This window comes from Variovorax paradoxus (genome assembly GCA_016806145.1).
Classification (GTDB): domain Bacteria; phylum Pseudomonadota; class Gammaproteobacteria; order Burkholderiales; family Burkholderiaceae_C; genus Variovorax.
In genome coordinates this window covers 2,099,961-2,123,863 of sequence record CP063166.1, presented here as the reverse complement: position 1 = coordinate 2,123,863, position 23,903 = coordinate 2,099,961, and the positions used below count along the sequence as shown (strand labels likewise).

General features: G+C 69.5%; 22 protein-coding genes. 3 read left to right on the top strand and 19 right to left on the bottom strand.

The window, feature by feature from the left end:
- Positions 1 to 3 precede the first annotated feature (3 nt).
- The 4 genes from INQ48_09645 to INQ48_09630 form a co-directional block, all read right to left on the bottom strand.
- On the bottom strand, positions 4 to 909 hold the full coding sequence (locus tag INQ48_09645) for a MoxR family ATPase (protein ID QRF59460.1): 906 nt from the start codon (positions 907 to 909) through the stop codon (positions 4 to 6).
- 185 nt (positions 910 to 1,094) lie between these two features.
- Positions 1,095 to 1,886, bottom strand: a complete 792-nt coding sequence (locus tag INQ48_09640; protein ID QRF59459.1) for a xanthine dehydrogenase family protein subunit M — start codon at positions 1,884 to 1,886, stop codon at positions 1,095 to 1,097.
- A 37-nt stretch (positions 1,887 to 1,923) separates the two neighbouring features.
- Positions 1,924 to 4,374: a xanthine dehydrogenase family protein molybdopterin-binding subunit gene (locus tag INQ48_09635; GenBank protein ID QRF59458.1), complete on the bottom strand. Its 2,451-nt coding sequence runs from the start codon at positions 4,372 to 4,374 to the stop codon at positions 1,924 to 1,926.
- Between the two features lie 10 nt (positions 4,375 to 4,384).
- Positions 4,385 to 4,888 (bottom strand): (2Fe-2S)-binding protein, encoded by a 504-nt coding sequence (locus INQ48_09630; protein ID QRF59457.1) that lies wholly within the window; start codon positions 4,886 to 4,888, stop codon positions 4,385 to 4,387.
- A 216-nt stretch (positions 4,889 to 5,104) separates the two neighbouring features.
- On the opposite strand from INQ48_09630, the gene INQ48_09625 reads away from it, so the two are divergent.
- Positions 5,105 to 6,250, top strand: coding sequence for a GAF domain-containing protein (locus INQ48_09625; protein QRF59456.1), 1,146 nt, complete (start codon positions 5,105 to 5,107; stop codon positions 6,248 to 6,250).
- Positions 6,251 to 6,393: 143 nt separating this feature from the next.
- On the opposite strand, the gene INQ48_09620 is transcribed toward INQ48_09625, so the two are convergent.
- The 8 genes from INQ48_09620 to INQ48_09585 all read right to left on the bottom strand — a co-directional run bounded on the left by INQ48_09620 (position 6,394) and on the right by INQ48_09585 (position 14,294).
- Entirely contained in the window at positions 6,394 to 6,771 is a 378-nt protein-coding gene (locus tag INQ48_09620) for a nuclear transport factor 2 family protein (GenBank protein ID QRF59455.1), read from the bottom strand.
- Positions 6,772 to 6,871: 100 nt separating this feature from the next.
- Entirely contained in the window at positions 6,872 to 8,347 is a 1,476-nt protein-coding gene (locus tag INQ48_09615; protein ID QRF59454.1) for a M81 family metallopeptidase, read from the bottom strand.
- Positions 8,344 to 9,597, bottom strand: a complete 1,254-nt coding sequence (locus INQ48_09610) for a Zn-dependent hydrolase (GenBank protein ID QRF59453.1) — start codon at positions 9,595 to 9,597, stop codon at positions 8,344 to 8,346. The genes INQ48_09615 and INQ48_09610 overlap by 4 nt, the downstream gene beginning before the upstream one ends.
- Before the next feature lie 27 nt (positions 9,598 to 9,624).
- Positions 9,625 to 10,338 (bottom strand): ABC transporter ATP-binding protein, encoded by a 714-nt coding sequence (locus tag INQ48_09605; protein QRF59452.1) that lies wholly within the window; start codon positions 10,336 to 10,338, stop codon positions 9,625 to 9,627.
- Positions 10,335 to 11,102 (bottom strand): ABC transporter ATP-binding protein, encoded by a 768-nt coding sequence (locus tag INQ48_09600; GenBank protein QRF59451.1) that lies wholly within the window; start codon positions 11,100 to 11,102, stop codon positions 10,335 to 10,337. Before INQ48_09600 ends, INQ48_09605 begins: the two co-directional genes overlap by 4 nt.
- Positions 11,099 to 12,058 (bottom strand): branched-chain amino acid ABC transporter permease, encoded by a 960-nt coding sequence (locus INQ48_09595; protein QRF59450.1) that lies wholly within the window; start codon positions 12,056 to 12,058, stop codon positions 11,099 to 11,101. The genes INQ48_09600 and INQ48_09595 overlap by 4 nt, the downstream gene beginning before the upstream one ends.
- A 5-nt stretch (positions 12,059 to 12,063) precedes the next feature.
- The gene (locus INQ48_09590; protein QRF59449.1) at positions 12,064 to 12,924 is read right to left on the bottom strand and encodes a branched-chain amino acid ABC transporter permease; all 861 of its coding nucleotides are present in this window, start codon (positions 12,922 to 12,924) and stop codon (positions 12,064 to 12,066) included.
- Positions 12,925 to 13,088: 164 nt separating this feature from the next.
- Complete coding sequence (locus INQ48_09585) at positions 13,089 to 14,294, bottom strand: ABC transporter substrate-binding protein (protein ID QRF59448.1); 1,206 nt, start codon at positions 14,292 to 14,294, stop codon at positions 13,089 to 13,091.
- A 243-nt stretch (positions 14,295 to 14,537) separates the two neighbouring features.
- Between INQ48_09585 and INQ48_09580 the strand changes: the two genes are divergently transcribed.
- Positions 14,538 to 15,302, top strand: coding sequence for a FadR family transcriptional regulator (locus INQ48_09580; GenBank protein ID QRF59447.1), 765 nt, complete (start codon positions 14,538 to 14,540; stop codon positions 15,300 to 15,302).
- 103 nt (positions 15,303 to 15,405) lie between these two features.
- Here the strand turns inward: INQ48_09580 and INQ48_09575 are convergent, their stop codons facing one another.
- Positions 15,406 to 16,356, bottom strand: a complete 951-nt coding sequence (locus INQ48_09575) for a LysR family transcriptional regulator (protein ID QRF59446.1) — start codon at positions 16,354 to 16,356, stop codon at positions 15,406 to 15,408.
- Between the two features lie 98 nt (positions 16,357 to 16,454).
- On the opposite strand from INQ48_09575, the gene INQ48_09570 reads away from it, so the two are divergent.
- On the top strand, positions 16,455 to 17,807 hold the full coding sequence (locus tag INQ48_09570; protein QRF59445.1) for an aspartate aminotransferase family protein: 1,353 nt from the start codon (positions 16,455 to 16,457) through the stop codon (positions 17,805 to 17,807).
- Here INQ48_09570 and INQ48_09565 read toward each other — a convergent pair whose 3' ends face one another.
- The 6 genes from INQ48_09565 to phnA form a co-directional block, all read right to left on the bottom strand.
- The gene (locus tag INQ48_09565) at positions 17,808 to 18,686 is read right to left on the bottom strand and encodes a hypothetical protein (protein QRF59444.1); all 879 of its coding nucleotides are present in this window, start codon (positions 18,684 to 18,686) and stop codon (positions 17,808 to 17,810) included.
- A 104-nt stretch (positions 18,687 to 18,790) separates the two neighbouring features.
- The gene (locus INQ48_09560; protein ID QRF59443.1) at positions 18,791 to 20,179 is read right to left on the bottom strand and encodes an FAD-dependent oxidoreductase; all 1,389 of its coding nucleotides are present in this window, start codon (positions 20,177 to 20,179) and stop codon (positions 18,791 to 18,793) included.
- A gap of 17 nt (positions 20,180 to 20,196) precedes the next feature.
- Entirely contained in the window at positions 20,197 to 20,646 is a 450-nt protein-coding gene (locus INQ48_09555; protein ID QRF59442.1) for a GNAT family N-acetyltransferase, read from the bottom strand.
- On the bottom strand, positions 20,643 to 21,206 hold the full coding sequence (locus INQ48_09550) for a phosphohydrolase (protein ID QRF59441.1): 564 nt from the start codon (positions 21,204 to 21,206) through the stop codon (positions 20,643 to 20,645). Before INQ48_09550 ends, INQ48_09555 begins: the two co-directional genes overlap by 4 nt.
- Before the next feature lie 2 nt (positions 21,207 to 21,208).
- A complete protein-coding gene (phnY, locus tag INQ48_09545) occupies positions 21,209 to 22,657 on the bottom strand; it encodes a phosphonoacetaldehyde dehydrogenase (protein QRF59440.1) in 1,449 nt (482 codons plus the stop codon).
- Between the two features lie 18 nt (positions 22,658 to 22,675).
- Positions 22,676 to 23,902 (bottom strand): phosphonoacetate hydrolase, encoded by a 1,227-nt coding sequence (gene phnA / locus INQ48_09540; protein QRF59439.1) that lies wholly within the window; start codon positions 23,900 to 23,902, stop codon positions 22,676 to 22,678.
- Between the last annotated feature and the right edge of the window lies 1 nt (position 23,903).

Below are 23,903 nucleotides of genomic sequence, written 5' to 3'. Positions count from 1 at the left end.
ATCTCACGCGCCGGCCTGCTCCGGTTCCGGCTTCAGCAGCTCGCTCGCCAGCTCGCGCGTCAGCGCCGCCACGTCGTCGCGCTGCTTGAACAGGATGCCGGCGGTGTCGGACACCACCTCGGGATCGAGCTCGACCGTGTCGAGCGCGATCAGCGCGCGCGCCCACTCCACGCTCTCGGCAATGCCGGGCGCGCGCTGGAAGGCGTTGACGAAGGGCGCGCTGCGCAGGCGGGCGGCGAAGTCGGCCACCTGCGCCGACAGCTTCTCGCCCACGCCCGGCACCTGGGCGCGCACGATGGCCAGTTCGCGTTCGCGCTCGGGATAGTCGAGCCAGTGGTAGAGGCAGCGCCGCTTCACGGCGTCGTTGAGTTCGCGCGTGCGGTTGCTCGTGAGGATGGTGACCGGCGCCACCTCGGCGCGGATGGTGCCGAGCTCGGGAATGCTGACCTGGTACTCGCCGAGGTACTCGAGCAGGAAGGCCTCGAAGGGCTCGTCGGCGCGGTCGACCTCGTCGATCAGCAGCACCGCGCCCGGGGCCGGCGCCTGCAGCGCCTGCAGCAGCGGGCGGCGGATCAGGTAGTGCGGCTGGTAGACCTCGGCCTCGACGTCGCGCACCGCGCCCGAGGCCTCGACCGCGCGCATGTGCAAGAGCTGCGCCGCGTAGTTCCATTCGTAGAGCGCCTCGCGCTGCTCGAGGCCGTCGTAGCACTGCAGCCGCAGCAGCTCGCGCTGCAGCGCCTTGGCCAGCGCCTTCGCGAGTTCGGTCTTGCCCACGCCGGGCTCGCCCTCGAGCAGCAGCGGACGCTGCAGCTTCAGCGCGAGGAACACGGCGGTCGCGAGCCGGCGGTCGGCGTAGTAGCCGGCGCGCAGCAGGCCGTCGGTGAGGGAGTCGATGGTCTCGAAGGTCATGGCCTAGGGTAATGCACGGCCGCAGGGAGGACGCCGGGAAGCGGACATCCGGACGCAGAGGACGCGAAGGTTTCGCGAAGGGCGCGAAAGGGAAACCGAAAAACTTCTTCGGATGTTCTTTTGCGCCCTTCGCGAAACCTTCGCGTTCTTCGCGTCCGGTCAGCCCGTGTTCGACGGCTGCTGGATCAGCCCAGCGCCTTCGTCACCGCGCGCTGCGTCAGCACGTTGATCAGGTTGGCGCGGTAGGCCGCCGTGGCGTGCAGGTCGGTGTTGAGCTCGCCGGCGTCGATCTTCACGCCGGCCGCGGCGGCCGCGGTGAAGCTCTTGTTGAGCGCATCCTCGAGCCCCGCGTGCCGGAACACGCCGTTGCCCGCGCCGGTGATGGCCACGCGCACACCGCTTTCGTACTGCGCGAGGAACACGCCGACCAGCGGGAAATGCGAGGCCTTCTGGCGCAGCTTCTCGTAGACCGCACGCTTGGGGATCGGGAAGCGGATCGCGGTGATCAGCTCGCCCTCTTCGAGCGCCGTGGTGAACAGGCCCTGGAAGAAATCGTCGGCCGCGATCTCGCGCTTGCTCGTGACCACGGTCGCGCCGGTTGCCAGCACCGCGCTCGGATAGCAGGCGGCCGGATCGTTGTTGGCCACCGAGCCGCCGAGGGTGCCCATCGCGCGCACCTGCCGGTCGCCGATGCGCGAGGCCAGGTCGGCCAGCGCCGGGAAGGCGGCTTTCACCTCGGCGTTGTTGGCCACGTCGAGGTGGCGCGACATGGCAGCGATGACGATGGCGTCGCCGTCCTTGCGGATGCCGGTGAGTTCCTTGATGCCGCCGAGGTCGACGAGCTGTTCGGGCGCCGACAGGCGCAGCTTCATCGAGGCCAGCAGGGTCTGGCCGCCCGCCAGGGGCTTGCCGCCGGCTTCGGCCAGCTTGACGGCGTCGGCCAGGGCCGCGGGCCGTTCGAACGTGAAGGCGTACATGGGGTGGTTCCTTCTTTATTTGTAGGGAGGGGGTGGGTCAGGCGGCCGGACGGCCCTGCGTGCTGGCGGCCAGCGCGGGCTGCGGCGCCACCGGGTCGCTGGCGGCGCTGCCGCTGCCCTTCTGCATCGCTTCCCAGACGCGGCTCGACGAGGCCGGCATGTCGAAGTCCTTCACGCCCAGCGGCGCCAGCGCATCGAGCACGGCGTTGATGACCGCCGGCGGCGAGCCGATCGCGCCCGCCTCGCCGCAGCCCTTGGTGCCCAGCGGGTTGTGGGTGCAGGGCGTGCAGACGGTGTCGAGCTTGAACTGCGGGAACTCGGCGGCGCGCGGCATGGCGTAGTCCATGAAGCTGCCGGTCAGCAGCTGGCCGGTCTCGTTGTCGTAGACGCAGTTCTCGAGCAGCGCCTGGCCGATGCCCTGCACCAGTCCGCCATGCACCTGGCCCTCGACGATCATCGGATTGATGATCGTGCCGAAGTCGTCGACCGCGGTGAAGCGGTCCACGCGCACCTCGCCGGTCTGCCGGTCGACCTCGACCTCGCAGATGTAGGTGCCGCCCGGGAAGGTGAAGTTGGTCGGGTCGTAGAAGGCGGTTTCGTTGAGGCCCGGCTCGAGCTTGTCGAGCGGGTAGTTGTGCGGCACGTAGGCCGTCAGCGCCACCTGGCCGAACGGGATCTTCTTGTCGGTGCCCTTGACCGTGAACTCGCCGTTGGCGAACTCGATGTCGGCGTCGCTCGCCTCCATCAGGTGCGCGGCGATCTTCTTGGCCTTGGCCTCGATCTTGTCGAGCGCCTTCATGATGGCCGCGCCGCCGACCGAGATCGAGCGCGAACCGTAGGTGCCCATGCCGAAGGGCACGCGGCCGGTGTCGCCGTGCACCACGTCGACCGCGTCGACCGCGATGCCCAGGCGCGCCGCCACCACCTGCGCGAAGGTGGTCTCGTGGCCCTGGCCATGGCTGTGCGAGCCGGTGAACACGGTCACGCTGCCGGTCGGATGCACGCGGATCTCGCCGCACTCGAACAGGCCCGCGCGCGCGCCGAGCGCGCCCGCGATGTTCGACGGCGCGATGCCGCAGGCCTCGATGTAGCTCGAGTAGCCGATGCCGCGCAGCTTGCCGGCCGCCTCGCTGGCCGACTTGCGCTGGGCATAGCCCTCGACCTCGGCCAGCTTGCGCGCCTTGTCCATGCAGGCATGGAAGTCGCCGGTGTCGTACTGCAGCGCCACCGGCGTCTGGTACGGGAAGGCGGTGATGAAGTTGCGCTTGCGGATCTCGTCCTGGCCCAGGTTCATCTCCCAGGCGCAGCGCGAGACCAGCCGCTCGAGCAGGTAGGTGGCCTCGGGCCGGCCGGCGCCGCGGTAGGCGTCGACCGGTGCCGTGTTGGTGAACCAGGCATCGACCTCGACGTAGATCTGCGGCGTGGTGTACTGGCCCGCGAGCAGGGTGGCGTAGAGGATGGTCGGCACCGCGGTCGAGAAGGTCGACAGGTAGGCGCCGAGGTTGGCGTCGGTGTGGACCCGCATCGCGAGGAACTTGCCGTCCTTGTCCATCGCCATCTCGGCATGGCTCACGTGGTCGCGGCCGTGCGCGTCCGACAGGAAGCATTCCGAGCGCTCGGCCGTCCACTTGATGTTGCGGTTGAGTTGCTTGGCGGCCCAGGTCAGGCACACGTCCTCGGCGTAGAGGAAGATCTTCGAGCCGAAGCCGCCGCCCACGTCGGGCGCGATCACGCGCACCTTGTGCTCGGGCAGGCCCAGCACGAAGGCCGTCATCAGCAGGCGCTCGACGTGCGGGTTCTGGTTCGACACGTAGAGCGTGTAGTCGTCGGTGCCGCGGCTGTAGCTGCCGATGGCCACGCGCGGCTCGATCGGGTTGGGAATCAGCCGGTTGTTGACCAGGTCGAGCTTCGTGACGTGCGCGGCGCCCGCGAAGGCGGCATCGACCGCCGCCTTGTCGCCCAGCGCCCACTTGTAGCACTGGTTGTCGGGCGCCTCGTCGTGGATCGTGACGCCGCCGGACTTCTTCGCCGCGTCGGCCACGCCGACGAGGGCGGGCAGCACCTCGTACTCGACCACCACGGCCTCGGCGGCGTTCTTCGCCTGCTCGACCGTCTCGGCCACCACCATCGCGACGTGGTCGCCGACGTAGCGCACCTTGTTGATCGCGAGGATCGGGTGCATCGGCTCCTTCATCGGCGTGCCGTCGGGGTTGTTGATCAGCCAGCCGCAGGGCAGCCCGCCCATCTTGCCCTCGATGTCCTTGCCGCTGAAGATGCCGACCACGCCGGGCATCGTGAGCGCGTCGGCGATGTCGACCGAGACGACACGCGCATGCGCGTGCGGAGAACGGACGAACACCGCGTGCGACTGGTTGGCCAGCGTGATGTCGTCGGTGTAGTTGCCCGCCCCGGTCAGGAACCGGTAGTCTTCCTTGCGCCGGAGCGCGTCGCCGATGTGCGGCAGGTTCGCGAAGTCGGAGGCACCCATGTCGCTCTCCTCAGGCCGCGGCCGTGGCTTTGACCGGAACCGGGTTGCCCGAGGCCATGGCCTCGCCGCCCATCTGCACCGCCTTGACGATGTTCTGGTAGCCGGTGCAGCGGCACAGGTTGCCGTCGAGCAGCTCGCGGATCTCGGATTCGCTCGACTTCGGGTGGTGCGTGCACAGGTCGATGGCGCTCATGACCATGCCCGGGGTGCAGAAGCCGCATTGCAGGCCGTGGCATTCCTTGAACGCGGCCTGCATCGGATGCATGGTGCCGTCGGGCTGGGCCACGCCCTCGATGGTGGTGATCTCGGCGCCGGCCACCTGGGCGGCCAGGATGTTGCACGACTTGACGGCCCGGCCGTCGACGTGGACGGTGCAGGCGCCGCACTGGGCGGTGTCGCAGCCGACGTGGGTGCCGGTGAGGTGGAGGTGCTCGCGGATCGCGTGCACGAGAAGGGTGTTGGGTGGCGCGTCGACGGTGACCGAGCGGCCGTTGACCTTGAGGGCTACCTGCATGTGGCTGTCTCCGTGAAGGGTGATGGCTGACAGGCCCGAACCTCGCTGCCGCGTGGCGGCACGGGCGGGCCCCGAGGGCATCTTGGATGCCGACCCCCTGCACTATCCTAGGCAAAACCCTCGGCGCTTGCGCCGGGGGCCTGAAATTCTCAAAATGAAACAGCTTGCCGTTCGGCAGGTCCTAAAAAACGGGCGTCCCACGCGCCCCGCAAACCGATGCTCGCTTCCAACGCCCTGCCGACACCCGAGCGCTCGCTGGCCATCGCCCAGGCCCGACAGGCCCTGATCCATGGCGACGCCGCCGATCTGCGCATCCCGCCCGGTACCCGCATCGAACCCTGGATCGCCCGCTCCTGGCAGCGCTGCATCGAGGCCGGCCAGCAGCCGCAGCAGCGCGTGAGCTTCGAGCCGGTGGGCCGCGGCGCCCAGCGCGCGGTGGCGGAACGCAACCGCGCGCTGGTGTCGGCCGCGCGTCCGGTGATCGATCGCCTGTCGCGCGCCATCGCCGACACCCGCTATTTCGCCGTGCTGACCGATGCCGAGGGCATCGTGGTCGACGTCGGCGTGCTGCCCGACGGCACCGACGACGCCAGCCGCTACGCGCGCAACATCGCACGCATCGGCGTCGACCTGTCGGAACGCGCCATCGGCACCAGCGCGATCGGCACCGCGCTGGCCGAGCAGGAATCGGTCTGGCTGCATGGCGGCGAGCATTTCTTCGACGACACCAGCGTCTACAGCTGCGCCGGCGCGCCGCTGTTCGGTCCCCAGGGCGACTGCATCGGCATGCTCGACCTGACCGGGGTGCAGGTGGCCGAGCGGCCCGAGCTGCGCCACCTCGCAACCCTGTCGGCGCGCAGCATCGAGAACGCGCTGGTGCTGCGCGCGCCCTGCGAGATGCTGCTGCGCCTGGCCTGGCCCGGCTGCCCCACCAGCGAGGCGGCCGAGGGCCTGCTGTGCATCGACGGCGGCGGCAACGTCACGGGCGCCAATGCTGCGGCGCGGCAAATGCTGCATCAGCCGCTGGCGCGCAGCCAGAGCGGCCTGCATTGCAATGACCTGTTCGCGCTGCCGCTCGACATGCTGTTCGATGCCGCGCGGCGCGGCGACGCGGTGCTCGAGGTGCCGCTGTGGTCGGGCCTGCGGGTGCAGGTGCGGCCCCAGCGCGGCGACGGCAGCCGTGCCAGTGCCGCCGCGCCCGAGGCCCGCCCGCGGCTGCGCGACGTGGAAACCGCGCTGATCCGCAAGGCCGTGGCCGATGCCCGAGGCAACGTGGCCGAGGCGGCGCGCGCGCTGGGCATCAGCCGCGCCACGGTCTACCGCAAGCTCTGGCGCGGCCGAGGGAGCGGCGGCGCCGACTGAATTGGGTCTTGCCCCTTCCCCCTCTGGGGGAAGGCCGGGATGGGGGCACGCAGCGGTGGCAGCGCCGAGGCCGTTTCGACCGCCCGGTGCCCCCACCCCGACCCTCCCCCCAGCGGGGGAGGGAGACTCGATACCCGCGCCGCTCAGGCGCCGACCGGCACCTTGTCGAGAAAGCCCGTCACCGAGCGCAGCTTGCCCGCGTCCAGCCGCACGAAGTCGGTGCCCTGGATCAGGTCCTCGGCGCCGCTCGGCCCGAGCGTCCACGAGAAACGCACATGGTCGCCGTGCGCGTCGGCCTTGCCCAGCAGGTTGAAGCGGAAGCCCGGGTAGCGCTGGTGCACGGCGCCGACCAGCGCGCTGATCTGCGCATGGCCGCTGCCCTGCATGATCGGGTCGACGTACTGCGCGTCGGCCGACCAGCCGGCTTCGAGCAGCGCGGCGCGGCGCGCGGGATCGGTCTCGTTCCAGACGGCGATGTAGCCCTGGGCGATGGCGGCGGGGTCGTGTGCGGCGGTGTTCATGGCAACGATTCCTTCGGTGGATGCCCGCGACGTTGCGGGGTGAAGGAATGGTCGTTTCAGCGGCGCCTGGGGTCCATGACGTGGGAGGTCATGAAAGCCTTCAGATCGGGTCGAGCGGAAACACCGGCCGCCGCACCTTGCCGAACGGGAACAGCCCGTAGTCCGAACTGGTCACGCCACGGCTGTCGCACTCCACCAGCGCGGCCGCGAGCGGCTCGAACACCGGCCGGCAGTACATGCGCGACTTCAGCAGCAGGAAGCGCTCCTGGCGCGGGTCGAGCCCCACGCATTCGAACACGCCGATGTCCCACGGCTCCTGCGTGCGCTCGGTGACCACGATGCGCGCGGCGCCGATGTCGAACAGCACGGTGCGACCCATGCTGGCGCGCTGGCCGGTGTAGGTCGGTCCGGTGATGACGTACTCGCCGTCGCAGATGGTGCGCACCGTGCCCGTGAGCCGCACCGGCGCGTTCTCGCGGCCGATGCCGGCCAGCGAGACCTTGTTGCCCAGCGCCACCGTCGCGCGCGCGCCCTCGCCCGCCGCGATCAGTTCGGCCACCGCCTCGGGATCGCACAGCGGCCCGACGCCGATGCCATCGAGCCCCTGCGCCAGCGCTTCCTGCAGCACGTCCATGGTGTCGCAGCTGCCGCCCGACATGCAGTTGTCGCCATGGTCGAGCAGCAGCACCGGACGCTCGGCGCCTTCGGCCAGCTGCTTCGCGCGCGCAACCGAGTCGGCCAGCGGCTCGCTGTCGTAGACGAAGGCCTCGCGCTCGCGCCAGATCTGCGCCGCGATGCGGTCGGCCGTGGCCTGCGCGCGCTCGCCCGATTGCGCGTCGACCACGATCACGCTCATGCACGGCGCCTCGATGTCCGACAGCGAGAAGCCCGCGAGGATCGAGACCGCGAGCGATTCGCCCGCGGCCTCGGCCGCGCGCGCGGCATCGATGGCACGCTGCATCGCGCCGGTGTACGAGGCGCTGCGCAGCGTGTGGGCCATCAGCGGCAGCGAATGCCAGCGCATCGCGGGCCGCGCGCGCCCCGCCAGCAGGTCGAGCAGCAGCCGGCCCGCGTGCTCGCCGGTCTCGTACATGTCGACGTGCGGATAGGTCTTGAAGCCGACGATCACGTCGGCGTTCTCCACCATCGCGGGCGTGACGTTGGCATGCAGGTCGAGCGCCACGCCGATCGGCACGCCGGGCGCGGCCGCGCGCAGCCGCAGCAGCAGGCCGCCCTCGCCGTCCGCGCTGTTGTGGGCCACCATCGCGCCATGCAGGTCGAGCAGGATCGCGTCGCAGCCCGGCGCCGCGTCGACGATGCACTGCGTGAGCAGGTCGTAGGCGTGCGCATCGACCGGCCCGCTCGGGTTGGCCGAGGCCGACACCGGCGTGACCAGCTCGGCGCCGGCCGCCTCGGCCAGGTCGATGAAGGCCGACATCGCGGTGCGCATGCCCTTGTTGTCGCGGTAGGCCTGCTGGCCGACGGTCGGGCCGTCGGGCCCGAAGGCCGCGAGCGGCGTGGGCACGGGCGAGAAGGTGTTGGTCTCGTGGTTGAGACGCGCGATCAGCACCTTCATGCGGCCACCCCGGCGCTGCGAAGCATCGCCTGCAGCAGCACGTTGCAGCCGGCCTCCAGGTGATCGGGCTGCGCGTCCTCGATCTCGTTGTGGCTGATGCCGTCGCGGCAGGGCACGAAGATCATCGCCGTGGGGCACACGCGCGCGAGGTACACCGCGTCGTGGCCGGCGCCGCTGATCACGTTCATCCAGCCCAGGCCCTGCGCCTCGGCCGCTTCGCGCACGGCGGACACCAGCGCCGGCGTGAAGGGCTGCGGCGGGAAGTACACGACCTGCTCGAGCGTCGCCTCGACCTTCGACGTGCCCGCGATGCGCTGCACCGCCGCCTTGAGCGCGGCGTCCATCGCCGACAGCACCACGTCGTCGGCCGCGCGCAGGTCCACGCTGAGCTTGACGCGGCCCGGGATCACGTTGCGCGAGTTCGGATAGGCATCGATCCAGCCGACCGTGCCGCGCCCGTGCGGCGCATGCGCCAGCGCGATGCGGTTGACCTCGGTCACCAGCTCGGCAGCCGCGAGCAGCGCGTCCTTGCGCAGTTCCATCGGCGTGGGACCGGCATGGGCCTCCATGCCCTGCAGCACCACGTCGTACCAGCGCTGGCCCAGCGCGCCCTCGACCACGCCGATGACGCGCTCGTGCGCCTCGAGCACCGGGCCCTGCTCGATGTGCGCTTCGAAGTAGGCGCCGACCGGCGACGAAGCCGCCGAAGCCGGCACGCCGCCCGCGTAGCCGATGGCCGCGAGCGCCTCGGCCACGCTCACGCCCTCGGTGTCGCGCTGCGCGAGCGCATGCTCGAGCGTGAAGGCATCGGCGAACACGCCCGAGCCCATCATCACGGGCACGAAGCGCGAGCCCTCCTCGTTGGTCCACACGGCCACCTCGATCGGCGCCTCGGTCTGCACGCCGGCGTCGTTGAGGCAGCGGATCACCTCCAGCCCGGCCAGCACGCCGTAGTTGCCGTCGAACTTGCCGCCCGTGGGCTGGGTGTCGATGTGGCTGCCGGTGGTGACCGGCGGCAGCGCGGCGTTGCGGCCGGCGCGGCGCGCGAAGATGTTGCCGATGGCGTCGACGCGCACCTCGCAGCCCGCCTCGCGCACCCAGCGCACGAACAGGTCGCGGCCCTGGCGGTCGAGTTCGGTCAGCGCGATGCGGCAGACGCCGCCCTTCTCGGTGGCGCCCAGGCGCGCCAGTTCCATCAGCGAGCGCCAGAGGCGCTGGCCGTCGATACGCAGTTCGGTGTGTGATGTCATGGTTTTCTCTGAATCGATGAATGCGCCTCAGGCGAGGCCCACGCCCAGGTAGCGGTCTTTCACGTCGTGGTCGGCCATGAAGGCGGCATTGCCGGCCTCGTGCACGATCCGGCCCTGTTCGACGATGTAGTGGCGGTCGGCGAGCTGCACGCAGACCTCGAGGTTCTGTTCCACCAGCAGGATCGCGACGCCCGCGGCCTTGATGGTCTGGAGCTGCGCGACGATCTCCTCCACGATCACCGGCGCCAGGCCCTCGACCGGCTCGTCGAGGATCAGCAGGCGCGGATGGTTCATCAGCGCGCGGCCGATCGCCAGCATCTGCTGCTCGCCGCCCGAGAGCTGGCCGCCGCCGTTGCGGCGCCGCTCCTTCAGGCGCGGAAAGATGCGGTAGATGTCGTCGAGCTGCCACGGCGATTCGCGCCGCTGGCCGAGCAGCAGGTTCTCCTCGACCGTGAGCAGCTTGAAGATGCCGCGATGCTCGGGCACCAGGCAGACGCCGCGCGCGGCGATGCGGTGCGCGGGCTGGCCCGCGATGTCGGCGCCCTGGAAGCGCACGCGCCCGGCCGTGGGCGTGACCGCGCCCGCGATGCTCTTGAGCGTGGTCGACTTGCCCGCGCCGTTGCGGCCCAGCAGCGTCACCAGCTCGGCCTCGCCCACGCGCAGCGACACGCCCTGCAGCACATGGCTCTTGCCGTAGTGCGCATGCAGGCCCTCGACCTCGAGGATGTTCGCGCCGCTCATGCCTTGCCTCCCGTGATCATGTTGCCAAGGTAGGCACTGCGCACGCGCGCATCGGCGCGGATGTCGCCCGGCAGCCCCTCGGCCAGCACGCGGCCCAGCTGCATCACGGTCACGGTGTCGGAGATGTCCATCACGATGTTCATGTTGTGTTCGATCAGCACCACGGTGTGTTCCTCGCGCAGGCCGCGGATCAGCTGCTTCATGTCGTCGAGGTCGTCGATGCCCATGCCCGAGGTCGGCTCGTCGAGGAAGATCGCCTTCGGCCGCGCGGCCAGCGCCATGCCGACCTCGAGGCGCCGCTGCTGGCCGTGCGACAGCTCGGCCGCCGGCACGTGGGCGAAGCGCTCGAGGCCCACGCGCTGCAGCACCTCGTCCACGATCGCCTTGCAGGCCAGCTCGCCGACCGGCGCGCGCCAGCAGTTCATGGCCTGGCGCGGCGCGATGCCCTGCGCCGCCACGCGCAGGTTCTCGCGCACCGCGAGGCTGCCGAACAGGCTCGTGACCTGGAACGAGCGCGCCATGCCGCGCTGCACGCGGCGATGGTCGGGCTCGCGCGTCACGTCGTGGCCGTCGAACAGGATGCGCCCGCCGGTGGTGGTGCCGGTGCCCGTGAGCATGTGGAACAGCGTGGTCTTGCCCGCGCCGTTCGGGCCGATCACCGAGTGCACGGTGTTGCGGCGGATCTGGAGGTCGACGCCGCCGAGCGCGGCGAACTTGCCGTAGTGCTTGGTGACGCCGGCGGCTTCGATGAGGACGTCGCTCATGCTTTTTCTCCCTGCGCGCCGGAGGCGCCGGCGCCTTGCGCGCCCTTCCCGAAGATGCGTCGCCAGGCGCTCTCGCCCAGCCCCCAGAGGCCGCGCTGCATGCCGATGCTCACGCCGATCAGCAGCAGCCCCAGCAGCAGCAGCCAGCGCGGCCACAGCGTGGAGAGCCAGTCGGCCAGCAGCACGTAGAAGGCCGAACCGAGCACCGAGGCGAACAGGTTGCCGGTGCCGCCGATCACGGTGATGACCAGGATCATCTCGCTCGTGTGGTACTCGGCGTTCGACAGCGGCGCGATGCCGGTCATCATGGCGTGCAGCCCGCCCGCGAGGCCGGTCACGGCGCCCGAGATCACGAAGGCCAGCAGCTTGAAGCGCCGCAGGTCGTAGCCCACCGCGGCGGCGCGGTCGCCGTTGTCGCGGATCGCCAGCAGCGTGCGGCCGAACACCGAGTCGGTCACGCGCAGCAGCAGGCCGAAGGCGATCAGGAACATCACGGCCACGAAGGCGTAGTACTTCCACGGCGTGTCCATGAAGGCCGGGCGCGGCACGTCGAGCAGGCCGTTGTCGCCGCCGGTCAGGCCCGAGGCCGTGTAGGCCACGAAATAGAACATCTGCGCGAAGGCCAGCGTGAGCATCACGAAGTAGGTGCCGCGCTGGCGGATCGCGACCCAGCCGACCAGCGCCGCGCCGAGCGCGCCCATGCCGATGGCCGCGAGCAGCGCCAGCGGCATCGGCAGCGAAAGCCGCGTGAGCAGGATCGCGATGGTGTAGCTGCCCAGGCCGAAGAAGATGCCCTGGCCGAAGGACAGCAGGCCCGTGTAGCCCAGCAGCAGGTTGCAGCCGAGCGCGGCGAGCGCGTAGATCAGCACCTCGCTCGCGAGCGAGCCCGAGCGCATGAACAGTGGCAGCGCCAGCGTGACGACCAGTGCCAGCAGGAAAGTGATTTTTCTGGGCATGGCGTTCATCCTCTGCGGCCGAGCAGGCCATGCGGGCGCAGCAGCAGCACGGCCGCCATCGCGATGTAGATCATCAGGCTCGCACCGGGCGGCCACAGGGTGCTCATCAGGCTCTGCACGATGCCGATCAGCAGGCCGCCGACCAGCGCGCCGCCGAAGCTGCCGAGCCCGCCGATCACCACCACCACGAAGGCCACGCCGAGCGCCTCCACGCCCATGAAGGGCTCGGCGCCGCGGATCGGCGCGGCCAGCACGCCGGCCAGCGCCGCCGTGGCCGCGCCGAGCGCGAACACCAGGCTGAAGACGCGGAACACGTTGATGCCGAGCAGCGAGACCATCTCGGTCGACTCGCTGCCCGCGCGCACCGCGCTGCCCAGGCGCGTGCCCTCGAGCACCCACCACAGCAGCACCGCGAGCACGGCGGTGAAGCCGATCACGAACAGCCGGTACTTCGGATAGATGAAGCTGCCCCACATCACCACGCCCTGCAGCAGGTCGGGCGTGGGCACGCTGTTGCCCAGCGGGCCCCAGAAGACGATCACGATCTCCTGCACCGCGAGCGCCAGGCCCACGGTGACGAGGATGTGGAATTCATGCGCCTTCGCGTAGACGCGGCGCAGCAGCAGCTTCTCGGCCAGCCAGCCGAGCGCGCCGACGGCCAGCGGCACCAGCACCAGCGCGGCCCAGAAGTTCAGGCCCCACTGCAGCGCCTGGAAGCACAGGTAGGCGCCCAGCAGGTAGAAGGCGCCGTGCGCGAAGTTCACGAAGCGCAGCAGGCCGAACACGATCGACAGGCCGACGGCCAGCAGGAAGTACAGCATGCCGATGCCGATGCCGTTGATGGTCTGGAGCAGGTAGACGGACATGGGGGTTCCGGTTTTCAGGATCCGTTCGATCCCGCACGACGACCGTGCAGGCTGCATTCCCCACCACCGTTCGGGCTGAGCCTGTCGAAGCCTGGCGCAGGCGCGAACAGCCCTTCGACAGGCTCAGGGCGAACGGTGGAGAAGGTGTGCGAACGGAAGCGGCGTCAGGCCAGCTTGCAGCCCGTCTTGTCGACGGGCAGGAAGGACTTGCCCGAACTCACGACGTCGACATAGTCCGCCGCGTCCTTCATCTTCGACTTGGCCTTGCCCTTGAGCAGGTAGTAGTCCTTCACCACCTGGTGGTCGGCCTTGCGGATCTCCTCACCGCCCGTGAGCCCGTCGAACTTCATGCCCTCGAGCGCGGCGATCACGGCCTTCTGGTCGACCGTGCCGGCCTTCACGATGCCGTCGATCAGGATCTTGGTGCAGATGTACGAGCCCGCGAGGCTGTAGTTGGGCACGATCTTGAGCTTGTCGGCGGTGCGCTTGACCAGCTCCTTGTTGAGCGGCGCATCCACCGTGTGCCAGTACTGCGCGCCGAAGTACACGCCGTCGCAGAGGTCGGCGCCGAGCTCGTCGAACTGCTCGAGCCCCGAGGCCCAGGCCATCAGGATCGTCATGTTCTTGTGCATGCCGAAGCTCACCGCCTGGCGCAGCGCGGCCGAGGACTGCGCGCCGAAGTTCAAGAGCAGCAGCACGTCGGGCTTGGCCGCCATCGCATTGGTGAGGTAGCCGCTGAACTCCTTCTCGTTGAGCGAGTGGTAGCTGTTGCCCACGTGCTCGATGCCCTTCTCCTGGAAGATGGTCTTGGCCGCGCTCAGGAGCCCGTCGCCGAACACGTACTGCGGCGTGATCGTGTACCAGCGCTTGGCCTTGGGCATCTGCGCGACCAGCGGGCGCACCGTCTGCTCGATGGCGCCGAAGGTGGGCACCGACCAGCGGAAGGTGGCGGGGTTGCAGTCCTTGCCGGTGATCTCGTCGGCGCCCGCGGTGGTGATGAACAGGCCGCCGGCCTTCTCGGCCTCCTTGCCCATGGCCAGCGCTTCCGACGACAGGATGCCGCCCGCGAAGAACTTGGCGCCCTGCTGCTGCGAGGCTTCCTGCACCTTGCGCACCGCGGTCGCGGGCTTGCCCTCGGTGTCGAGCACCGTGTAGGCCAGCGGGCGCTTGAGCACGCTGCCGTACTGCTCGATCGCCAGCTTCATGCCGAGGTCGGCGAACTTGCCGTTGGCCGCGAAGGCGCCCGACATCGGCACCGGGCAACCGAAGCGGATCGCCTCGGCCGATTGCGCGAAGGCCGAGCGGCCGGCCAGCAGGGAAGCGGGAGCGGCCGACAGGGCGGCCAGTTGGAGAAGGTGTCTGCGTTGCAAGAGGAACTCCGTCGTGGTGAGGGTGGAGAGGGATGGGCGTCCGCGGTCGCGGCGAATTTAAGCGGATAAATAGGATTAATATGCTGGTAAAAACCCGTTAGCAATCCCCGTGCCCAGAAAACACCGACTCCGCAGGCCCCCGGCCCCGCCCGCGCGCACCACGCCGATGCGCGCGGAGGCCCTGGGTAAGATCGCCCGCTGTTGCGCATTCCGCGCATCTCCCGAGGGACATCGAGCGTGGGCATGACAGTGGGGCAACACCGCCCGAAGCGACAAAAGCTCTCGGACGTCATCGTCGAGGACGTGAAGCGCTGGATCGTGGCCGAGCGCAAGCAGCCCGGCGACCGGCTGCCGAACGAGAAGGAACTGATCGAGCTGTTCGGCTATTCGAAGAGCACGGTGCGCGAGGCGCTCAAGGCGCTCGAGGTCAGCGGCCTGATCTCGATCCGCACCGGGCCCGGCGGCGGCGCCTACCTGCAGCAGGTGTCGGTCGAGCATGCGTCGGAGCCGCTGCGCAACTTCTTGCACTTCCACCACCTCGACGGCCACCATATCTACCAGCTGCGCAAGGCGCTCGAGCCCGAGCTCGCGGTCAGCGTGGTGGGCCGGCTCACGCCCGAAATGCTCGAGCGGCTCGAGGAGAACGTGCGCCTGTGCACCAAGGAGCCGACCTCCGAGGACGAGCTGCGCATCCAGCGCGAGGCCGAGCTGGCCTTCCACACCATCCTGGCCGAGGCCTGCCCCAACCCGGTGCTGTCCTTCATGTGCCGCTTCCTCAACGACCTGCTGCGCGACCTCGTGGTCTACAAGAAGGCGCTCGACCATCACCACTTCGGCGAGGCCAACGTCGACTACCACACGCAGTTGCTGGCGGCCTACCGCAAGGAGGACGCCGCGACGGTGCACCGGCTGATGAGCGAGCACATGGTCGATGCCGAGCAGCACATGCACGAGATGGAGGCGCACATCGGCGCCAAGCATCTTCTGGTGCCCAACGCGCAGCGCTGAGCGTCGACGGGAATCCGTTCGCGCTGAGCTCGGCCTGTCCTGAGCTTGTCGAAGGATCGAAGCGCCGCGCAGGGCTTCGACAAGCTCAGCCTGAACGGTTCGGCTAGCGCCCGCGGTGCGCCGCCGTGAGGCAGGCCTGGAACGCCAGCACCGCGCGCGAAGGCTTCGGCGAACGCCGCAGCAGGCTCACGAAGCGGCATTCGTAATGGAAGCGCTCGGGCAGCACCGGGCGCATCAGTCCGCGCTGCTCGAACACCTGCGCATAGTGGTCGGGCAGGAAGCCCAGGAAGCGCCCCGACAGGATGAGCGTGGCGATCGCCTCCTGGTCGAAGCCCGTGGCCTTGCGCGAGAGCTGCGCGCGGTGGCTCAGCTCCATGTTGGGCGAGTGGTAGCCCAGGCCCGCGAAATGGTGCTCGCGCAGCTTTAGCCAGGTGAGCTTCGCATGGCTGGCCTCGAAGAGCGGATGGCCGCGGCCGCAGTACAGCAGCATGGTCTCGCCGAAGAGCTCCTCATAGACCAGGCTCTTCGAGCTGCGGTGCGCCGGGATGATGCCGATCTGGAAGTTGCCCTCGAGCACGCCCTGCTCGATCGCGTTGATCGAACCCACGTGCACCGCCAGGCTGACCTCGGGCGCCACCTCGGCAAAACGCGCGATCGCCTCGCCGATGCGTGCCTGCGGATTGGTCGCGGTCTTGTCGAACAGCGCCACCTCGAGCTGGCCGCCCATGCGGTTGTGGATGTCGTCGATGCTGCCGCGGAAGGCATCGACCGAAGCGAGGAGCCGCAGCGTCTCGTCGTACACGCGCTGGCCCTCGGCCGTGAGCGCGAAGCCGGCCCGGCCGCGCCGGCACAGCACCAGACCGAGCCGGGTCTCGAGGTCCTTCACGTGGCGGCTCACGGTCGAGGTGCCGATGTTGAGCTCGAGCTCGGCCGCCGCCATGCCGCCGCAGTCGACCACGCTCTTGAACACCTTGAGCAGGCGCAGGTCCATGTCGCTGAGCTGGCCCAGCACGGCACGGCTGCGGGCCGTGGAGGCGCCTTCTTTTACTTGCATGGATCGTCAAGTGAACATTGATATTGCGCCATTCTCCACACTGAATGGCTTGCCAACAATCGGCGCGTCACCTTTACCACCCCAACCTGGACGCACCCATGACCCTCGCCACGCCCGAACTCGCCCACCCGGCCCCGCGCACCGATGCCGCCTGGCTCGAGGCGCACTGGATGCCCTACACCGCCAACCGCCAGTTCAAGGCCGACCCGCGCCTGATCGTCGAGGCCAAGGGCGCCTACTTCACCGACCACGAAGGCCGCAAGATCTTCGACGGCCTTTCGGGCCTGTGGTGCTCGGGCCTGGGCCACGGCCGCCCCGAGATCACCGAGGCGGTGAGCCGCCAGATCGCGAAGCTCGACTATTCGCCGGCCTTCCAGTTCGGCCATCCGCTGTCCTTCGAGCTCGCCAACCGGCTCAAGGAACTCACGCCCGCCGGCCTCGACTACGTCTTCTTCACCGGCTCGGGCTCCGAGGCCGCCGACACCTCGCTCAAGATGGCGCGCGCCTACTGGCGCGCCAAGGGCCAGGCGAGCAAGACCCGGCTGATCGGCCGCGAGAAGGGCTACCACGGCGTCAACTTCGGCGGCATCTCGGTCGGCGGCATCGGCGCCAACCGCAAGCTGTTCGGCCAGGGCGTCGAGGCCGACCACCTGCCCCACACCCAGCTCGCGGCCAATGCCTTCACGCGCGGCATGCCCGAGAACGGCGCCGAGCTGGCCGACCGTCTGCTCGACCTGATCGCGCTGCACGACGCCTCGAACATCGCGGCCGTCATCGTCGAGCCCTTTGCCGGTTCGGCCGGCGTGGTGATCCCGCCGCAGGGCTACCTCAAGCGCCTGCGCGACATCTGCACCGCGCACAACATCCTGCTGATCTTCGACGAGGTCATCACCGGTTTCGGCCGCTGCGGCACCCTCACCGGCGCCGATGCCTTCGGCGTGGTGCCCGACATCATGAATGCCGCCAAGCAGATCACCAACGGCGCGCAGCCGCTGGGCGCCGTGATCGCCAGCAAGGAGATCTACGACACCTTCATGGCCGCGGGCGGTCCCGACTACATGCTCGAGTTCCCGCACGGCTACACCTACTCGGCCCACCCGGTGGCCTGCGCCGCCGGCATCGCCGCGCTCGACGTGCTGCAGAAGGAAGACATGCCCGCGCGCGTGAAGGCGCTGGCCCCGCATTTCGAGAACGCCGTGCACAGCCTCAAGGGCAGCAAGCACGTCACCGACATCCGCAACTTCGGCCTCGCGGCCGGCCTCACCATCGCCGCGCTGCCCGGCGAACCGGCGCGCCGCCCCTACGAGATCGCGATGAACTGCTGGAAGAAGGGCTTCTACGTGCGCTACGGCGGCGACACCATCCAGCTCGCGCCGCCGTTCATCTCGGAGAAGGCGGAGATCGATCGCATGATCAATGCGCTGGGCGACGCGCTGGCGGAAACCAACTGATCAGACTCCGCCCGACATGACCTTGATGTTCGAGGTGCGCACGGCATACACGCCGCCGAAGCTCCTGAACCAGATCAGGTCGCCGGACCGCGCGATGAACCGGCCATTCATCTCGATCTCGATGCGGGGCGTCAGCAGATCCGACTTGTAGCTGAAGTCTCTCTCGGTCCCGCCCTTGGCTTGGCCGTCCTGCTGCGGCGCTTCCTTCGCGATGAAGGCCGCGAGCGCCGAGAAGCCCTGGGCCGCCTCCGTGCCCAGGCGGGCCTGCATCTCGGGCGTGAGGCGGGCCAGGTCGTCCAGCTGGTACGACGAAGGCAGCTGGTACATGTAGACGCCCGACCACTGGTCGGCGCCCTGCCCGTACTCCAGCCGCACCGCCGCCGCGGTCAGCAGGCGGTCGTTGTCGGTCTTGCTCACGAACAGGTAGGGCGTGGCCAGCGTGCGGCTCGCCGCGCCGGTCGCGCCGGCCGCGGCATCGTCCACGACCTCCAGGCCCTGTTGCGTCGCGGCCGCGAGGAACAGTTCCCGTGGCGCCAGCGTCAGCTTGCCTCGCAGGCGCACGGCGTCCGCCTCGGTGTTGCTGTCGATCATGCTGATGTTGGCCGCCACGCCCAACGGGCCAAGCAGCAGGCCAAGGGCCGCGCCGCCACCGCCGAAGTTCTGGGAGTAGACGATGCTCTTGGCCGCATCCAGATGACGCGTCCCATGGCGCTCGTCCTCGACCACCTTGGAATGGGCCAGCGAGAAAGTCCCCGGCGACTGCCCGGTGACGGGGCGAAGCTTGTAGGTCGGCGGCGTTCCGCAGCCGACAAGACTCGCGACGGCCAGCAACGCGCCCAGCCAGAACGTGCGGCGGCGCACGGCCTTGAAATATGTCATGCCTTCTCCTCGTCTTCGTGTTGTGATGCCTGCCGCTCCCATGCGGCGCGCGGATCATAGACGGGTGCCATGACGTGCGGGCCCGCCCGGCCCGCCGCCTCGGGTCAGGCCTTGTCGGCCTTGCCCGCGGCGTTGGCGAGCTTGCTGAGCATGCGGTCCACCAGCCACGGTTGCCGGTTCTCGTCCTCGGCGAGTTCCTTGCGGCGGATCGCATTGCGCACCACGATCGATCCCACGTAGCGCACCGGCTCGGGCGGAAAGTAGCCGAGCGGCCCCTTTGTGATCGGGCTGCGCGTCCAGGCGTTGTCCTGGTCGAGCACCAGCGACGACAGGATCTGCCCGCCCATGTAGGTCGGCCCGACGCCGTTGCCCGAGTAGCCGAAGCCGTAGTAGATGTGCGGCGCGCCGTCGAGCCGGCCGAAGAACGGGAAGCCCGTGACCGAGCGGTCGGACGGGCCGTTCCAGCTCGCGGTGATGGGCGTTTCGCTCAGGGCCGGGAAGAAGGAACGCAGCGCCTGCGTGAGCTCGGCCTCGTAGGGCGAGCGCTCGTAGAACACCTTGGCCATGCGCCCTCCCCAGGCGAAGGTATTGCCGCCCTTGCCCAGCATGAGGCGGCCATCGGCCGTGCCGCGGTAGTAGTAGACGAAGGTGCGCGAATCGAGCACCGACACGCCGTCGGTCAGGCCGCTGCGCTCGAGCAGCTCGGGGCAGCGTTCGGTGATCACCATGTCGCTCGACACGATGGCGATGGTGCGCTCGAACTGCGCGAAGCGGCTGGCCATCCAGGCATTCATCGCGAGCACCAGCTTCTTCGCGCGCACGCTGCCGGCCGGCGTGCGCACCACGACCGGATGGCCGGTGGAGAAATCGAGCATCGGCGTGCGCTCGTGGATGCGGATGCCCATCGCCAGCGCCACGCGCCGCAGCCCGCGCACCAGCTTGCCCGGATGCACGGTGGCCGCGATCGGCGAGTACACGCCCGCGAGGTTGCGCGCCGAGCCCGAGCGCCGCGCCACTTCCTCGGGCGGCAAGGTGCGATAGGAATGGATGCCGCGCGCTTCGAGCGCGCGCATCATCGGATCGAGCGTGCCGACCTGGGCCGGCGAGGTGGCGGTGTAGAGCGTGCCGTCCTGGCGCAGCTCGGCGTCGATGCCGTGGGCGGCGCAGAAGTCGGCGATGTGCTGCACCGCCGCCTCCGAGGCCTTGACCAGGCGCACCGCCTCGTCCTCGCCGAACAGCCGGCGCAGGGTCAGGAACTTGGCCGACCAGGTGAGCAGGCAGCCGCCGTTGCGGCCGCTCGCGCCGGCGCCGCAGAGGTCGCTCTCGAGGATGACGATGTCGAGCGCGGGCGCCTGCTGCCTGGCCTGGATCGCGGTCCACAGTCCGGTGAAGCCGCCGCCGACGATGCAGAGGTCGGCCTCGCATTCGCCCTGCAGCGCGGGCGCGAGGTCGCCGTCGTTGAAGAGGGCCTGTTCGATCCAGAAGGGGCGCATGGCGGCTTCGTAGGTGGTCAGGGCTTGCGCCGCATCTCGTAGGAAAACTCGGACTCGCGCTCGACGAGGAAGCCGAAGCGCGCGTAGAGCGCGCGGGCCGGATTCGCCTTGAGCACGCTGAGCGTGAGGTCCACGCCGGCGCGTTCGGCCTCGGCGACGACCTCGGCCAGCAGCCCGGTGCCGATGCCGCCGCCCTGATAGCGCGGCGCGAGCTGGATCTGGATCAGCACCCATTCGTGCGGATCGCGCGACACCTTGAGCAGGCCGACCGGCTCGCCCTCGTGCAGCAGCACCTCGGCGCATTCGAAGCGGTGCATCAGCCGCGCCATGTGGTGCGCATCGCTGACCTCGGCGCCCGAGGCCACCACGTGGCCGTTCATCGTGCGCTGCCGCAGCGCGAGCAGGAAGGGGATGTCTTCCCGCGTCGCCGGGCGGCGCGCCAGCACGACCGGTGGCGTACCGCTCATGCGGCGATGGCGGTGGGCTTCAACGCGGCCTCGAGGTGCCGCACGTAATGCGCGAGGTCCGGCGTCTTCGCGTCGGCGCACTTGGCCGTGTCGTCCCAGCGCCGCAGCCGCACCGCGTCCTTCGCGTAGGGCAGCGCCTCGAAGGCACTGGCCTGCGCCGAATCGAACACGCCGCCCTGCAGCTGCAGGCTGCGCTGCGAATCGGGCGACAGTGCCTCGAGGTGGCCGGGCTCGCGCGCGCACAGGAAGCGCTTGGCGTCCACGTGCAGCCGGATCGGTTCCAGCGTGGCCACGTCGAACAGCGCGCGCAGGAACGGCAGGCAGCGGTACTGGTGCAGGTCGTCGAGCCTTTGCTGCGTCGGCGTGCCGCCGAAGTCGTGCAGCAGGTGGCCCAGGTCGTGCAGCAGCGAGGCGGCGATCAGCGCGCTGTCCGCCCCCTCCTGCTCGGCCAGGTGCGCGGATTGCAGCGCATGCTCGAGCTGGGTGACGGGCTCGCCGTCGTACTGGGCATGGCCCTTGGTTTCGAACAGGCCGACGATGTCGGGAAGGCTCAGGCTCATGGTTACCAGGGCAGCGAGTAGGTCTTGGTGTTGGTGAAGCTCTTCATCGCCTCGAGCACGCCTTCCTTGTAGCCCAGGCCGGAGTCCTTGATGCCGCCGAAGGGCGTGAGTTCGAGCCGGTAGCCCGGCACCTCGCGCACGTTGACGCTGCCGACGTTGAGCTCGCGGATGAAGCGCGTGATGTGGTCGAGCCGGTTGGTGCAGATCGACGACGACAGGCCGTAGGCCGTGCCGTTCGAGATGCGGATCGCCTCGTCGATGGTCTTGAAGCGGATCACCGGCGACACGGGACCGAAAGTCTCGTGCTTGGCCACCGTCATCCCGGGGTCGACGCGGTCGAGCACCGTCGGCGAATACAGCGCGCCGCGGCGCTCGTTGCCGTACAGCAGCTTCGCGCCGGCCGCGATGGCCTCGTTGACCACGCCCTCGAACTGCTTCGCGGCGGCCTCGTCGATCACCGTGCCCATGTCGGTGTCGGGATCCATCGGGTCGCCGTACTTCAATGCGCGGGTCTTGGCCACCAGCAGCTCGACGAACTGGTCGGCCACCGATTCGTGCACCAGCATGCGCTTGATCGCGGTGCAGCGCTGGCCCGAGTTCTTGTACGAGCCGCTGGCCGCGAGCGTGGCCGCCTCCTCGATGTCGGCATCGTCCATCACGATGATCGGGTCGTTGCCGCCGAGCTCGAGGATCTGGCGCTTGTAGACCGCCTTGGCCGCGATGTACTTGCCGATCGGCACGCCGCCGGTGAAGGTGACGAGGTCGACGTCGGCGTTGGTCAGCAGCTCGTCGGCGATCTCGCGCGGGTCGCCGGTGAGCACCGACAGCATCGGCGGCGGCAGGCCGGCCTCGTAGAGGATGTCGGCCAGCAGGAAGGCCGCCAGCGGCGTCTTCTCGCTGGGCTTGAGCACGATGCGGTTGTTGGTGGCGATGGCCGGCGCCACCTTGTGGATCACCTGGTTGAGCGGATGGTTGAACGGCGTGATGGCCGTGATCGCGCCCTGCAGCGGCTCGCGCAGCGTGTAGACCTTGCGGCTCTTGCCGTGGTGCGTGAGGTCGCACGAGAACACCTGGCCATCGTCGACCAGCGCCTGGTTGGCCGCGAACAGCAGCACGTCGGAGGCGCGGCCCACCTCGTAGAGCGAGTCCTTGCGCGACAGGCCCGATTCGAGCGTGATGGTGCGCGAGATCTCGTCGAGGCGCGAGGCGATGATCTCGCCCGCGCGCATCAGGATCTTGTAGCGCTCGTAGCGCGTGAGCGTGGGCTTGTAGTCGCGCGCGATGCGCAGCGCGTTGCGCACGTCGTCGAGCGTGGCCTTGGGCACGGTGGCGATCACCTCGCCGGTGTAGGGGTAGGTGACCTCGATCGTGCGGTCGCGGTAGACGCGCTCGCCGGCGATGCGCAGGGCTTCGCGGTGGATGGTGCCTGGCTTCAGCGTGGCTTGGCTCATGGGTGCTCCGGCGGTCGGTTACTGGGCGTGGTTCAGCGCGATGTCGAGCGCATCGAAGTTGCGCAGGCGGCGGCCGGCGGCGATGCCCGCCACCGGGCGGTTGCAGATCAGCGGCACGCGCTGCTCCGACACGCCGCCGTGCGAGCGCAGCGGCACCTCGAGCGCCGACAGGTCGTGGCGACTGGCCGCGGTGCCGATCACGGTGTTCTTCTCGCTCACGACCACGATGTCGCCGATGCGGTCGGCGGGCAGCTCGAATCGCTGCGCCGCCTCCTTGCGCGACAGCACCGACTCCATGCCCGGCACCTGGCGGATGCGCTCGATCCAGCCCGGCACGCTGGCCTCGTCGGGCGCGTAGACGGTGGCGAAGGAACCGAGCGCGCCGTGGTGCACCACGTAGGGATCGGTGATCGGCAGGATCACGCGCGCGGTGCCGGCGCCGTACCAGCCGTCGAGCACGTCCTGCAGGTAGATGACGTTGGGCGAGCCGTCGGCGCCGTGCTTGTCGTTCATGCCGTGGTCGGCGGTCAGCACGATGGTGGCGCCGAGCGCATCGAGCTGCGCGAGGTAGCGGTCCATCATCGCGTAGAAGGCATTGGCCTGTTCGCTGCCGGGCGCGGCCTTGTGCTGCACGTAGTCGGTGGTCGACAGGTACATCAGGTCGGGCCGGTGCGACTCCATGAGCTTCACGCCGGCCGCGAACACGAACTCGGAGAGCTCGGCGCTGTAGACCGAGGGCACCGGCATGCCGACCATGCCGAGCACGTCATCGATGCCGTTCTCCTCCATCGTCACCTGGTCCGACTTCTCGGACGAGAAGCAGATGCCCTTCATGCGGTGGCCCAGCAGCTTGCGCAGCTTGTCCTTGGCCGTGACCACGGCCACCTTGGCGCCCGCGTCGGCGAACGCGGCCAGCACGGTGCCGGCGCGCAGGTACCTGGGGTCGTTCATCATCACTTCCTGGCCCAGCTCGCGGTCGAAGAAGTAGTTGCCGCAGATGCCGTGCACCGCGGGCGGCGCGCCGGTCACGATCGACAGGTTGTTCGGGTTGGTGAAGGACGGCACGACGCAGTCGGCCAGCAGGTCTGCGCCCTGCTCGCGCATGCGGCCGAGGTACGGCGCCACGCCGGCGGCGATGGCCGCGTCGAGGTAGGCCGGCTCGCAGCCGTCCACGCACACGACCACGATCGGGCGCGCCATCCAGCGATAGCTCCTGGCATTGACTTCGAGGGTCTCCGGTGTCATT